Source organism: Candidatus Moraniibacteriota bacterium (assembly GCA_028688415.1).
Classification (GTDB): domain Bacteria; phylum Patescibacteriota; class Minisyncoccia; order Moranbacterales; family UBA1568; genus UBA1568.
In genome coordinates this window covers 299,438-313,565 of the sequence record JAQTYF010000001.1, presented here as the reverse complement: position 1 = coordinate 313,565, position 14,128 = coordinate 299,438, and the positions used below count along the sequence as shown (strand labels likewise).

At 40.8% G+C, this 14,128-nt stretch carries 15 protein-coding genes; 6 read left to right on the top strand and 9 right to left on the bottom strand.

What is annotated here, in order from left to right; genetic code table 11:
- Complete coding sequence (gene fmt, locus PHH40_01500) at positions 1–1,074, top strand: methionyl-tRNA formyltransferase (protein ID MDD2766424.1); 1,074 nt, start codon at positions 1–3, stop codon at positions 1,072–1,074.
- Between the two features lie 4 nt (positions 1,075–1,078).
- A complete protein-coding gene (locus PHH40_01495) occupies positions 1,079–1,894 on the top strand; it encodes a rhodanese-like domain-containing protein (GenBank protein ID MDD2766423.1) in 816 nt (271 codons plus the stop codon).
- A 70-nt stretch (positions 1,895–1,964) separates the two neighbouring features.
- Here the strand turns inward: PHH40_01495 and PHH40_01490 are convergent, their stop codons facing one another.
- The 9 genes from PHH40_01490 to PHH40_01450 all read right to left on the bottom strand — a co-directional run bounded on the left by PHH40_01490 (position 1,965) and on the right by PHH40_01450 (position 11,048).
- Positions 1,965–2,240 (bottom strand): co-chaperone GroES, encoded by a 276-nt coding sequence (locus PHH40_01490; GenBank protein ID MDD2766422.1) that lies wholly within the window; start codon positions 2,238–2,240, stop codon positions 1,965–1,967.
- Positions 2,241–2,317: 77 nt separating this feature from the next.
- Positions 2,318–3,580 (bottom strand): S41 family peptidase, encoded by a 1,263-nt coding sequence (locus tag PHH40_01485; protein ID MDD2766421.1) that lies wholly within the window; start codon positions 3,578–3,580, stop codon positions 2,318–2,320.
- Between the two features lie 11 nt (positions 3,581–3,591).
- Positions 3,592–4,422 (bottom strand): glycosyltransferase family 2 protein, encoded by an 831-nt coding sequence (locus tag PHH40_01480; protein MDD2766420.1) that lies wholly within the window; start codon positions 4,420–4,422, stop codon positions 3,592–3,594.
- A 15-nt stretch (positions 4,423–4,437) separates the two neighbouring features.
- Positions 4,438–5,619, bottom strand: coding sequence for an LCP family protein (locus PHH40_01475; GenBank protein MDD2766419.1), 1,182 nt, complete (start codon positions 5,617–5,619; stop codon positions 4,438–4,440).
- Positions 5,620–5,709: 90 nt separating this feature from the next.
- The gene (locus PHH40_01470) at positions 5,710–6,867 is read right to left on the bottom strand and encodes a glycosyltransferase family 1 protein (protein MDD2766418.1); all 1,158 of its coding nucleotides are present in this window, start codon (positions 6,865–6,867) and stop codon (positions 5,710–5,712) included.
- Positions 6,864–8,462: an O-antigen ligase family protein gene (locus tag PHH40_01465; GenBank protein MDD2766417.1), complete on the bottom strand. Its 1,599-nt coding sequence runs from the start codon at positions 8,460–8,462 to the stop codon at positions 6,864–6,866. The genes PHH40_01470 and PHH40_01465 overlap by 4 nt, the downstream gene beginning before the upstream one ends.
- 3 nt (positions 8,463–8,465) lie before the next feature.
- Complete coding sequence (locus PHH40_01460) at positions 8,466–9,656, bottom strand: glycosyltransferase family 1 protein (protein MDD2766416.1); 1,191 nt, start codon at positions 9,654–9,656, stop codon at positions 8,466–8,468.
- 11 nt (positions 9,657–9,667) lie between these two features.
- Positions 9,668–10,261 carry an HD domain-containing protein gene (locus PHH40_01455; protein ID MDD2766415.1) on the bottom strand — a complete coding sequence of 198 codons (594 nt, stop codon included), beginning with the start codon at positions 10,259–10,261 and terminating at the stop codon, positions 9,668–9,670.
- A 163-nt stretch (positions 10,262–10,424) separates the two neighbouring features.
- Positions 10,425–11,048 (bottom strand): hypothetical protein, encoded by a 624-nt coding sequence (locus tag PHH40_01450; GenBank protein MDD2766414.1) that lies wholly within the window; start codon positions 11,046–11,048, stop codon positions 10,425–10,427.
- A gap of 303 nt (positions 11,049–11,351) precedes the next feature.
- Between PHH40_01450 and PHH40_01445 the strand changes: the two genes are divergently transcribed.
- Genes PHH40_01445 through PHH40_01430 form a run of 4 tightly spaced genes read left to right on the top strand, consistent with a single transcriptional unit; the run spans position 11,352 to position 14,076 of the window.
- Positions 11,352–12,638: a nucleotide sugar dehydrogenase gene (locus tag PHH40_01445; GenBank protein ID MDD2766413.1), complete on the top strand. Its 1,287-nt coding sequence runs from the start codon at positions 11,352–11,354 to the stop codon at positions 12,636–12,638.
- Positions 12,639–12,641: 3 nt separating this feature from the next.
- Positions 12,642–12,890, top strand: a complete 249-nt coding sequence (locus PHH40_01440; GenBank protein ID MDD2766412.1) for a hypothetical protein — start codon at positions 12,642–12,644, stop codon at positions 12,888–12,890.
- A 3-nt stretch (positions 12,891–12,893) separates the two neighbouring features.
- The gene (locus tag PHH40_01435) at positions 12,894–13,109 is read left to right on the top strand and encodes a hypothetical protein (GenBank protein MDD2766411.1); all 216 of its coding nucleotides are present in this window, start codon (positions 12,894–12,896) and stop codon (positions 13,107–13,109) included.
- Positions 13,110–13,125: 16 nt separating this feature from the next.
- Positions 13,126–14,076, top strand: coding sequence for a glycosyltransferase family 2 protein (locus PHH40_01430; GenBank protein MDD2766410.1), 951 nt, complete (start codon positions 13,126–13,128; stop codon positions 14,074–14,076).
- The last annotated feature ends 52 nt before the right edge of the window (positions 14,077–14,128 follow it).

The following is a 14,128-nucleotide window of genomic DNA, read 5'->3' as shown; positions in this document are numbered from 1 at the left end:
ATGGCTGCTTTCTTTGATCTTATACGACGCACTCCTTCTCAAAAAAATACTTCGGAAAAAGAGATATCGCCTGCCGCAACTGCTACTCAGCATTCTTTACCAGAGAAGGAAATCTGGACTGGCGCTCCAAAAATCCGTACTCTTTTCATGGGAACACCTGAGTTTGCTTCTCATATTTTATCAGCACTTATTGAAGAAAAATATCACATCATCAGTGTCGTGACCAAACAAGATAAGCCTGTAGGTCGTAAACAAGAAGAAACAGAGAGCGCTGTAAAAAAGACAGCTCAGGCTTATAATCTTCCTCTCCTCCAGCCAGAGCGATTCGATGAACAAACTATTGAAAGTATAAAAAAATTAGAACCAGATTTGATTATTGTTGCTGCCTACGGAAAAATATTGCCCAAAGCAATTCTTGAAACTCCTGGATTTGGCTGTATCAATGTACACGCCTCACTTCTTCCCAAGTGGCGCGGTGCCTCCCCTATCCAGAATGCGATTCTTTCTGGTGCTACAGAAACCGGTGTGACCGTCATGCTCATGGACCAGGGTATGGATACGGGCGATATCCTGACTCAGAAGAAAATAGTGATTGAACCAGATGATACGAGAGAATCTCTCAGTATTCGTCTGACACAAGCGGGAACAGACTTACTTCTTGAAACACTCCCTCGTTTCATACAACGTACTATCCAATCAATTCCACAAAAAAATGATGAGGCGACACTGTGCCAACTCATTGAGCGAGAAGATGGTCATATTATGTGGACAGATACGGCGGAGAGTATCTACAATCGATATCGAGCATTGTATCCATGGCCAGGTATCTTTTCTTTCTTAACGAAAGATAGCGCTTATTTACGATTGAAACTCCACCGTATTTCCTATCAGAAACAATCTCCACAAATCCATCATCCTCTTGGTCAAATATTCGAAACAGGTGAAAAGATCGGTGTTCAGACGAGTGAAGGAGTTGTTTTCTTGGAAGAAGTACAGCTCGAAGGAAAAAATCGCCTCTCTATACAAGAATTTTTATTGGGGAACAAGGATATTATCGGAAGTTTTTTGCGTTAATACTATGACGTATTCGAGAACCAGTATTCATGACAAAAGAGCGCTCGTCGTCGGATCAGTGCTGATAGTATTTGTCGGTGCCTATTTCATCAGTAGAAGTATCTTTCAAAAAGAAGATATCACGGAAATACAGTCTGTCGTTATTGATACAAAAAAAACAGATGTTCCCACTATCACTTCTGATGTCCTGTGGAAAAAGATGCAGAATGGTGACAAGATACATATCATTGATATTCGATCAGAAACAGCTTTTGAAGAGGCTCATATCGCACATTCCGTACCGCTTTCCCTGAGTGCTCTCAGCGCTCTTTCTGTCGAGAAAGAAACAATACTAGTGATTGTTCTTTCTGAATCTGATTTCCAAAAAATGGAAACCTCCAAGAATATCTTAGAGCAAAAATCATCCCCGTTTTTCTTTCTTAAAGGTGGTATAGAGGCTTGGAAAAACTTCGGTGCCCCGGTCATTTCGATGGGCGACCCGAATTCTCTCATTGATCAGTCCAAAGTGAATTACATTGAACTCAAAACACTCAAAACATTGTTGAAGGAGGATGCGTCAAAAATGGTTCTTTTCGATGTCCAGACAAATGAGAATTATCAGAAGAAACATATAGCAGGTGCGTTCCATATTCCTCTCTCAGAGCTGGAACGGCGTGTGGAAGAAGTTCCTTTTGGTCGTATTATTGTTGTGTATGGAGAAAATGCTGATATTTCGTATCAAGGAGGTGTACGACTAGCTGATCTTGGTGTTTTCACGGCCCAGACACTCATAGGGAACACACATCTTTCTTCTGAATCAGGATTGACACTAGAACCATAAGAGAAGTAACAAGAGAAAAAAGAAAAAGCCGGACACTTGTCCGGCTTTTTATTGGAAGAGGTTCTCTACTTTATTCAATGACAGCAAGAATATCCTTGTAGTTTGAAATAAGATATTCTTCACCTTCTATCTTGACTTCTTCGCCACCATAGCGCCTGAAAACAACTTTTGCGTTGCTTTTTACTTTGATTTTATCGCTCTCACCAATAGCAATAACCGTACCGAGCTGAGAATGCTCCTTGGTCGCTGATTCAGGGAGATAGATACCGGCTGAGGTCTTGGTTTCAGCCTTAAGTGGTTTGATGAGTACGTTTTCTCCAAGTGGTTTGATAGTATTTTTTTTCATACATTCATTCTTGTTATGAATTAATCAGTATTTTCCAGTATAGAAACTTTCATTCTTTTCGTCAATTGATAGAATAGTTACTCTTTCTTTTTGAGTATTTCTATTGCTTTGTCGAGTTGAGTATCTCGTTTCTCTTTCATGTCCTCAAGACTTAGTTTGATTTCGACATCAGGAGCAATACCTTCGTTGTTTATTTGCTGTCCCTTTGGGGTCAGCCAACGAGCGACAGTTATCTTGACAGCGGTATCTTTTCCTACTGGGATGAGTTCTTGTACAGATCCTTTTCCAAATGATTTTTCTCCGACAAGTGTGACATTGTCGCGATTATCCTTGAGCGCTCCAGCGAGAATTTCAGATGCGCTCGCACTCCCCTCATTGATAAGTACGATTGTCGGTAAAGTACTGAGTACATCGCCACCATGTGCCAATAATTCTTTCCGTTCTTTCTTTCCGTTCTCTTCCATTACAATGATTTTTCCTTTAGGAAGCATTGTGCTCGCAATATCGAGAGATGTCTCGAGGAATCCACCAGGATTATTACGAACATCGATAATAAGTCCAGCTGGCTTGTTCGCAAGCGTCTGTTTTACAGCATCACGAAACTCTCTTTCTGTATCTTCTCCGAAACGATTGATGCGGATATAAGCAATAGTTCCTTCTTTCATTTCAAAACGGACACTTTTCACAAGAATCATATCACGCTTCACGGTGATGGTCCGATATTCTTCTTCTCCTGATCGGAATACAGTGAGTATGACCTCTGTTCCTCGTGGTCCGCGGATTTTATCGACTGCTTCTTCGAGTGTCATTGTTGCCGTTGATTGTTCGTCGATTTTCACAACTTTATCCCCGGCAATCAGACCAGCTTTCTCTGCTGGCATACCTTCGAGCGGTGCAATAATACTGAGCACATCATCCTTGATACCCATTTCAGCACCTATACCATCGAATGTTCCAGAAATATCCTCTTCAAAAGCTTTATTTTCTTTTGGATCAAAAAATGTGGTATACGGATCACCGCTTGCGGCGAGCATTCCCTTGATTGCACCGTAGAAAAGCGTATGTGCATTGAGATTTTCACTGTCTACATATTTTTCCTTGAGGAGATCCCATACCTTCCAGAAAAGTGCGAAATCAATTGTTTTTTCTTTGCTATTCTTGTTGATGATAAGTGCTTCATTCGGAGACAATGGTGCGATAGTGTCTGGAGTGTCGTGACCTCGTTCATATCCAAGAGAGAAAACAATGACAACGATAAACAAAATAAAGAAAAAACGAATTCCCTTCTGAAAAAGATGTTTTCCTTTCGTATAGCGTATATCTTCTGAAACTTCTTCCATACGTTTATTTTTTATGAATGATGGAGCGGTATTTTCTTGTCACGGTATTTAGAAAAATAATACAGAGCACTTTTGATATGATACCAGGTAAGCTTGTTGAAGAGAAGAGATGAAAAGAATCCTCCGCGAGCGCTTCCTTTGGCATGGTAATGATACACGAATGCATCTGGATAATAGACGACTTTCTGTCCTTGCTCCCAGAAACGACGACACCAATCGACGTCTTCCATATACATAAAAAATCGATCATCCATCTCGCCTACTTTTTCGACGGCTTGACGTGAGACGAGCATTGCAGAGCCGATAACCCAATCAACACTCAGTGGTTTCGTCAAATCGCAATCACTCATTGTAAACCAACGAAGATGCTTCTTGGCAAAAGCAAATCGAGAAAACCATGTTCGTCTATAGAGAATGGTTTGTGGGCGATAGAATCGATAACAACTTTGCTGAAATGTTCCGTTGAAATTGAGTTGTTTCGGTGCCAGAAGCCCAATGTCTGGATGCGTCTTCATATACTGAAGCATCAATGGTACCGTATCGTCAGAAAGCACAATATCGCTATTGATAAGGAATATATACGCCCCATTTGCTTCTTTGAGCGACGTATTGATGAGTGTTTTGAATCCCACATTTTCTTCGAAAGGAAAGAATCGCACTGCGGGAAATTCTTCCCGAACAAGCATCTCTGTATCTTCTTCAGTAGCGCTGTCAGTGACAATCACTTCAAAATCGAGAGGAGAATTTGCGAGTTTCTCGAAAATTGATCGGAGACAAAGTTTGAGAAGCTCTGGAGTCTTGTAGCCATTGATAGCAATGGTGAGTTCTCGAGTAGGTATCATACGCCCACTGTTTATTTAGTTGAGTAAGTTGGTGAAAAGTTCGTGAATACGATCGTAATTATCACCGGTAGGCAAGATGATAGATCCTGCTCCTGGGTATCTGTTCCGGTCAGGGAAATAGAGGAGCCCTTCATCGGAAGTGTTGAGTACTTTGTGATTAATATTGCCCGTATTACCAGCTTTTTGATACAAATCAAACAGACGCTTCATTTCCCACGCTTCCATATTCGTACTGGCATTATTGCCAAGACTATCTATCATAGCGCTGATTTTTGAGAAATCCGTCAGCGTTCCGAGACTGAGTGCCTTTTCTTTGATCAGATTGATGATTTCTTGTTGACGTTCTGCGCGAGCAAAGTCGCTCGATGTTTCTCGTGCACGGGCATAACAGAGAGCTTTTTCTCCATCAAGGAGATTGGGTCCTGCTGGCAATTTGAAGTTTCCGTCACATTCAAGTTCTCCGATGGCTTGCTCACTTATTTTTTCGAAACAGAGTGGATAACGTTTCGGGTTTGCATAGTACGTGCCATTTTTTCTTTGTATGCGTTTTTCCTCGTATTCTCCTGAGAACACCGTATACTTCACGGCATCACAACGTTTTTTCAGTCCACGGAATTGCAATCCTTCTTCAAATGGTTTTTCAAGGTTGATCGTAATACCTCCGACAGCATTGACGAGATCTTTGAATCCTTGAAAATTGATCGTCATGGCATAAGGAATATCGAGACCAGACACTTCCCCTACTATGGTACTCATATCTTCGATGCCTCCCTTATGGAGAGCACGTTCTTCACCGAGAGCATAGACAGCGTTGATTTTTTGCTGTTCTTCTCGATTTGGAACTTTGACATACAAATCTCGTGGGATAGATACGAGAGAGGCTCGTGTCGTATCTTGCTCGTTTTGTTTTGGGTGGATGGAAAGTACCATAATCGTATCAGCCAAGAGTCCTCCCCCTGTCACGCCCTCACCACGCATTCCGAGAAGCAAAATATTGATACGTCCAGCATCCTCACCAGCTAATTTTTTCTCGACACCGGGAAATGATTTTACAATACTTCCAAAAATATTTGCATTTCCTTGAGAAATTTTGTTGAGCACAAATCCTGTTTTCCAAGCAAAGACTCCTCCTGCAATGAGAAAAAGAACAAGAAAAAAACCAAAAATACGCCATCCGCGGTGTTTATTTGGATTCATACTTATTTCTCTTGACGTATTTTCTCTGTTCTTATTCCAAAATGACATAATTTCAATAGTTTACGAGATATTAAAACACACTCTTTGTCGCTAAACACCTATTTTTTGATAGAGACGAATAAGCAATAAGGCGCTTTCTTCCCAAGAAAAACGCTTTATTCTCTCGTTTCCAGCTTGTTTGAGCCGTAGTCGTTCTACGTTATCAGTACAAAGAGTATACAATATTTCTTCACATGAGGCAACATCTTTCGGATCAAAATAGCGCGCAGCATCACCCCCTACTTCACGAAGGCTCGGGATATCAGAAGATGCTACGGGGACTGATTGACTCATTGCTTCGAGGAGCGGGATACCAAAACCTTCGTACAGTGATGGAAATACAAAAACAGTTGCGAGTCGTACTACTCCTGGAAGATCTTCTGTTTCAATAAAACCAGGGAAGATGACGTCTTCTTCTAGTGTATGTTCAATAATTTTTTCTGCAATGTGCATATCCGTGTGATGGGCATTTCTATTACCCACAATCACCAGCTTGATTTCTGGAAGACGTTTCTTGAGGTGTGTGAAAGCATCGAGAAGAAAGGGTATATTTTTTCGTGGTTGCAAAGTACCGACAGAAAGAATGAATGTCGATGGAAGATGATATTTCTCTCGTAACGTCTCATTTCTTTCTTGCAGTGAATCAGACGATTTTTCCAAAAATTCAGCTCCTATTCCATTCGGAATGATTGTTATTTTTTCTGGTTCTATGCCGTAATACTTTATGACTTCGTCTTTCGTAAACTGTGAAGGCGTGATGATATGTGTCGCCTTTCGAAGTGATCGCGGAATGAGAATTGAAAGAAAAAATCGATCAACGAATCCAATCAGTTTTGGATAGACACAGAACGAAACATCATGGATGTGTGTGACGATTTTTGTCCTTTTTGGAACAAAATACGGGAGGATATATTGTGTATGAAAAACATCCACCTTGTTATGGAAGAGATATTTCGGAAGTGTGAAAGCATTCCAAGTGAAACGGTTTGGTGTTGGCAATGAAAGGATAGTGACATTTTTTTGTCCGATGCATTCGAGACGAGCATAAAGAGTCGCTATTTTTGTGGTGTCTGTTTCGTCAGTGAGGAGTCGATAGGAGGTCACATCAAAAGCATCTTTCTTGAGCAACTCTTTTGTTAGATGAAAAAAGACCGCTTCATCACCAGTGCGTTTTTTTCCTAAAAGACGGATATCGATGGCAATGATCATATATTTTTATCTGTTCGTGAATCAAGAACTGGCAAGAGAGCGAGGAAAAAGAAAAAGAAACCAAGCATGAGTCCAGAATTGAAAAAATTAAAAACGGTTAGTGTAACCCAGAGAGGCAGAAGGAAGAAAAGAAGTGACGATATTTTCCTAAAATGACTCAGGATTCCTTGCCATAACAAACCACACCAGAAGAACAAAAAAGCAACGAATCCGACTATTCCAGTACCAAGCCATATTTCGAGAAATATATTGCTCGCATTGAGTCCTGTACCCCTCTCATCTGTTCCAAGGAAAGAAGAGATGTTTCCAAGTCCGATACCGAAGTAAGGATGTTCTTTGAGTATTTGAAAAACTCGAACATAAATACTGGCGCGGATATGGACGTTGGGATCATTGCGGAAAATTTCTGTCACGTATTTCCCTGCATTCTTCTTTGACTCGATTTCTTCGAGACGAATATGCGCGCAACCATACGATATCAATTCTTCGGTAGAGGCAATTTTTGCAGGGAGTATCGTCTCAGATGGACAAGCTACAGTGATTTTCTGTTCACCAGTAGCAGTGCTTCTACTACGATCGAGGAGATCGAATGGACTCAATCGGAGGAGAGAGATGATAAGGAGTGCCACGATAAAAGGAAGGACAATCAAAAGTCCTGTTCTTGCCAAACGTAAGAGGATATCTCGATTATACGTCTTCACTGCTTGAAAGAATTGGTTTTGTTTGAGAAAAAGGATCACGAGAGTACTAATACCAGCAAAAGTGGCGAGCCATGCGCTACGACTGACCGAGAGAAGAAGTGCGATCGCACCAATGAAAAGCAAAAAAGAAAAAATATATCTGAGAATTCGGAATGAAGTATCTGATAAACGATTTTCAAAAAAGAGAATGAGGGCGGAGAGAAGTACAAGAAGGGTCGAGAGATATCCTCCGAGCCAATCTGCTTCAGAGAACGTAGCATTGGGTCGACCGGGCATCACCTCATTACTTTCAATACCATTTAAGAAAAAAATGTTTTGGACGAGAGCATAGATACTCACGACAAGGAAAGAAGAAAGAATGAATGGAAGGAGAGTCGTTCCATCATCGAGCGATCGGATGAAAAGTCGTGTGATGAAATAAAAAAGAATAAATGAAAGCAAGATGAGAGACAGTTTGAATGCCGTAGCGGGCTGTGTACTCATGCTTGCTGATAAAAACGCGCTCATACCAACGACGAGAATACTGAAATCCCAGATACGAGGTGTGAATTTCTCTACAGGGAAACGTTTCAAGAAATATCGAATAACAAGAGAGAACGAGAGGAGAACAACGAGCCACTGATAGGGACGAAGAGAAAAGTTGCCATATCCAAGGGGCATGAGATCGATAATTTCGTATGGCAACATGCCTACCAACAAGAGGAATACCCATGCAGGACGATAGAGAGCAAAGAGTAATCCGATAAAAGAAAAAAAGAAAAAATTGACATCCGAAAGAGGAAAGGCTGTGCTATGAGAGAGCACAATCAAAAGTGCCCCAGCGAAAGTATTGAGGAAAAGAAGTGACCATTTGTTGCTGCTCCAACCGAGAGAAGTGAAGAATTGAAAAAACATAGATTATTTTTTTAACAAAGCAAGAACTGATTCTGTAAACTGAACCCAACTGAATTGTACTCTCTGAATCGCACTTTGTGTACTGAGTGTCTGACGAAGGTTTTCGTCTATGAGAAGCTGTTTCATTTGTTGTTGTATATTTCCGCTATCATCTGGATGGGCATAGAGCACTGCTGTGCCACCGACTTCGGGTAATGATGACGTATCAGAAGTCAGTACGGGTATACCAAGAGACATCGCTTCGAGAACAGGCAGTCCAAATCCTTCGTAGAAGGATGGATAAACAAAGAAGAGTGCTCCAGAATAAAGAGCGGGTAAATCTTCATCTGGTACAAATCCGAGAAGAATAACGCGTTCCTCAATTCGCAGTGATCGTATCAATCCTCGTACATCGGTAGCGAGCTTGTTTGTTGTATCAAATATCTTTCCAGAAATAACGAGAGGCGGTACCGTCATCTGAGATGTCAACGTGTTATCTTGGATCAATTCTGCATAGGCACGAAGTACTGATTCGGTATTTTTGCGTATTTCGAGTCCTCCACCATGATAGATATACCCTGCTTCGAGATGGTATTTTCTGAGTGTAGATTGTTTTTGTTCGAGAGAGATTGATTGCGCAAATCTTGGATTGACCGACGGATAAATGACCGAAATCTGTTTTTCTGGAAGAATATACTCCCGAATCAAATCTTTTTTTGTATGTTGGGAAACAGCAACAATATGATCCGCATGCCGTATTCCCCGTCTCACTTGTTGCCAATAAATTTTCTGACGAATATTGCTTCTATACTCAGGAAAAATCTCAGGTATGATATCGTGTACGATCATTATGTGTTGCACAGGAGACGAGAGAGGAAGAGATGTTTTACAGGAAAGCACCGTCGCACTCTGAGAGAGGCTGAGCAAGACATCACAAGCATCACGCCTTACTTCTCGTGCAAGCTGTTTCTCCCAAAGCATTCTTCGGAAAAGATCATCACGTTTCCAGAACGGCAAAAAAACACGAATCTGGAAATTTTCCGGCAAAACAAAATCCAACTGAGGTGATTCCTCACAATAAAGTATGAACTCGCATCCCGTTAACTGTGTATTGTTCGTTGTTAACTCCACCAATTTTTTTAGAAAGTTGGTGGTCACCTGGCCGATACCAGTACCTGGTTTTCGTAAAAAAGAAGTATTGATGCCGATACGCATACTTTATGAAGCTATGATTTTCTTAATGTTGTTTCAAATTCTTCAAATACTTTTTGGAGCTCTAGAGCGAGTGGGTGATCGAGTCTTTCTTTGATAATACGTGTTGCTTCACTATAGAACCAGAGTATTTTCTCTTTATCTGTATGAAAACTCTCCCAAATAGTTTCGAAGTGGAGAGGATATTCATCAAGAAACGAACGCATATTATGAATTTTGTCAGCCGAAGCGATAAGAAGGGCTTCGGTACTATCATCTTTGAGACCTTTCAAATATCCTTCTTTTCGATACTGCCACGATGCCGGACGCATTTTTGGATTTTCTTTTTCTTCCTGGGTGTAGTTCTCTGTCACTTCTTTGACGATGGCACAGACACGACTCCCAAATTCTTCCTCCAGCATCTTTTCGGTAAACGTCGGTACGTCTTCAAGTGTATCATGAAGCAGTCCCGCAATAATAACATCCTCATCATCGATATAATGAGCCAAAAGAAATGCAACAGAATACGGATGAATAATATAGGGTACTCCGCTTATTTTCCGCTTCTGATTGCTATGAAGCACTGTAGAAAGTACAATCGCACGTTCAATTTTTTTTGTCAGAAACATACGGAATGTAAAAGCGTAAAATTATATACCACAAGTATAGCCTTTTTCAGAAAAAAATCATATATCAGATAATTCTCGGCATCAGCCGGATAGAATGGCACATTTTCATAAAAAAAAGATGGGTTCGACTTTTGTCTTACCCATCAATCAATTGCGACTTTTCTTACAGCATCGATCGAACTGCCCGAATGATCGGTTCGGAAAAGGCAGTGTGCCCACGTGCGTTCGGATGAACACCGTCTTCGGCAGTGTCTTGTATCAGAATACTAACCTCAACCAATTTGACACGTAAGTTCCGTCGATGCAGAACGGTAGTCTCGTATGCTTCTTTCACCATCTTTCCTTGCTTCTCAAAAAACCTTTGTAGCAAATACGGGATGCACTTGTAAAACTTGGTACCGGAGAAATACTTGGCGCGGTATAAATTGTTGAAGTTCCCGAGAATGACGACATTCCGAGTGATATGAGCGCATTTGTCAAGCACCTTGTTCAAATCGTTCATAACCTTCGCTGCATCAGAAACCATAAGGTCGTTTCCACTTGTCGTGAGAATGACCATATCGTACTTCCTTTCGAGAGGAACTACAGACAGAAGTGCTCCTGTCCCCTTGAAGGGACGAGCGATCACCTCTACTGAAAATTCAGGAAAGGCTCCTTCAATCAATCCAGCAAAACCCTTACGGAAATGCTTCACACCATACCCTAGTGCTATAGATTCCCCCAAGATGAGTATCTTCTTGGGGCTGTAAAACGGTCGAGGTACCACTGGTCGTGGCACCCGTTTCATCTGTATCAAATAGATCAACAGCTGAAAGAGTCCCGACCACCACAAGAACACCACCAAAAAGAAGGCTAAATGAAAAATAGTCACGAGACACCTCTCTTCCTGTAAATTGAAAATGTACAATGCTCTTTGCTTACGATTCGACACACTGTCAAAAAGTAAACATTTTATTATAGCATATTTTTCATATAAAGTCAATTATCGCAAATGAAAGGACATACTCTCGTGTAAAGAGAAATATTTGCTCAAAGAAAGTTTTCCTCGTATAATGAAGTGGTAATCAAATTTATCTCTTGTGAATATTTTATGGCAAATTATGATTTGAAGACTGTTGCGGTGATTGGTCTTGGTTACGTCGGACTCCCTCTTGCGGTACGTTCCCAAGAAAGAGGATATACTGTCATTGGTTTTGATTTGAATAAAGAAAAGATAAAAACTCTTCAGTCTGGTAAACATATTTGGAAGGATGCATATCTCGAAGCAAATATTCCCAAGTACCCCTTTCGAGCAACATCTGATCCATCTGATATTGCTCCAGCAGATATACATATCATCTGTGTGCCGACACCGGTTGACAGCGCTCATCATCCTGATCTCGGTCCGGTGATCGGTGCATGTGAGATTGTCGCTACGCAGGCCAAAAAGGGAGCGCTCGTCGTTCTCGAATCCACCGTCAATCCATACGTATCCGAAGAAGTCGTGCGACCAATTTTCGAGCAACATGGTTTCGTCATTGGAAAAGATATTTTTATTTCACACTGTCCAGAGCGCATCAATCCAGGAGACCCGAAGTGGAATGTAACCAATATCCCTCGTGTCGTTGGTTCATTCGAAAAGAAGGGTCTCGAAATGTCTCTTCAATTCTATCGCAGTATCGTCGATGCTGATATCCGACCGATGAAAACCATCCGTGAGGCAGAGGCAGTAAAAATCCTCGAAAATTCCTTCCGTAACGTGAACATCGCTTTTGTCAATGAGATTGCTCGTTCATTCGACAAGCTCGATATCGATGTAAAGGATGTCATCAATGGCGCTGCTACAAAACCATTCGCTTTTATGGCACATTACCCCTCATGCGGTATCGGTGGACACTGTATTCCTGTTGATCCTCATTATCTCGTCGAACGTGCCAAAGCATCAGGATTTGATCATGAATTTTTGAAGCTCGCTATCAAAACAAACAACGAAATGCCGGAATATACCGTCGAACGTCTCCAAGATGCTTTGAATGAAAACAAAATGCCGATGAAAGGTACGGTTGTCGGAGTACTCGGTCTTTCTTACAAAGCGAATGTTGAAGATATCCGTGAATCCCCTTCATTTGAGATCATCAAACATCTGAAGAAGCATTATTCTAAAGTAGAAACATTTGATCCGTATGTGAAATCAGATTCGAGCATGAAATCACTCGAAGCCATTCTCAAGAAGTCTCAGGCAATCATCGTAGCGACCAATCATCAGGTATTCATCGAAACCATCACCCCTACACTTCTCAAGAAACACGGGATAAAAGTGATCATCGATGGAAAGAATTGTCTCGATCGAAATGCATTTCAGAAAGCAGGGATTATTTATAAAGGTATCGGCCGATAACGTATGTTTTCACTCATCAAACTCATTATTTGGTTGGCTGGTGTCGCTACGATAGCGTATTTTGTATTGCCTTATGTCGGATATGAATTGAATAAGAATTATTTCTCTGAACGTAAAGTTGCTTGCCAAGAAAAATTGAATCAATGTCAGAAAGACCTCATCCAAAGCGGTATCCAGGGAGCAAAAGAAAAATGTGATTTCCAGTGTGTTGATCCTAAGCTCCTCATCAATAAATCAGAAAAAACCAAGTAATTTATGGAACACAAACTTACATTGTCCTATATCGTCCAAAACCTTGGAGTAGTCATCGGTCTCGTACTGATATGGCGTGGTGTGTGGCATATTTTAGACGGTGTCGATAAATACTTATTGGATGGCAATACAATGATCACTGCTTTTGGAGGTGTCATAATAGGTCTTATCGTACTGTATCTTCCTGATCGAGACTTAAAAGAAATTCAAAAACTTTAAATTGTAAATTGAATCTATGCGACTTATCGTTAATCTCCCGGCATTCAATGAAGAAATAAAATTAGGGAATACTATCAAAAGAATTCCCCGTACTTTTCGTGGTATCGATGATGTATTGGTGCAAATAATCGATGATGGTTCTACTGATCGTACTGTCGAAGAAGCTCGTCTCGCTGATGCCGATATCATTGTTTCTCACGATGGCAATCATGGTCTCGGAGTAATGTTTCGTACTGCACGTGAAAGCGCCCTTGAGAATGGCGCGGATATTTTGGTTAATATTGATGCTGATGGACAATTCGATCCCAATGATATTCAAAAAATGATTGATCCCCTCCTTGCTCACAAGGCAGATATGGTGATCGCCGATCGTTTTTCAGAAATCAGTGCCAAGAATATTCCTTTTATCAAAGAAAAATTGAATCGATTTGGTTCTTGGCTTGTTGGTAAATCTCTCGGGAAACCAGTCACAGATCTCACCTGCGGATTTCGTGCCCTCAATAGAGAAGCGTTGTTACGACTCAATGATCCTACTGGATTTACCTATACTCAAGAAACTATCATTGATGCTATAGGAAAAAATCTCAAATTGCTTTGGGTACCTGTTGAAGTGACATATTTTGAAGATCGCAAATCACGCGTCGTCAAAACAATTTGGAAATATGTCAACAACAGCACGAGAGTGATCATCAAGGCATTTCGCGATATAAGACCAATGAAATTCTTCGCGACTCCAGGAGTAATACTCATTACTTTCGCATGTATTCTTTTCGTTCTTTTTCTTGGATTGTATTTTCCAGATATGAAGATTGCTCCATACAGAAACTATCTTTTTGCTTCTGCTATCTTCTTTCTTATTGGACTTCAACTCGTCATCTTTGGTCTTATCGCTGATATGGTCAAAGGATCGAGAATATTGAGCGAAGAAATCCTCTATCGTATGCGTGTCGAAAAATATCGTAAATAAATTTCTAAGTTCTAATATCTAATATCTAAATAAACCTCCATTTTTTTCAGTA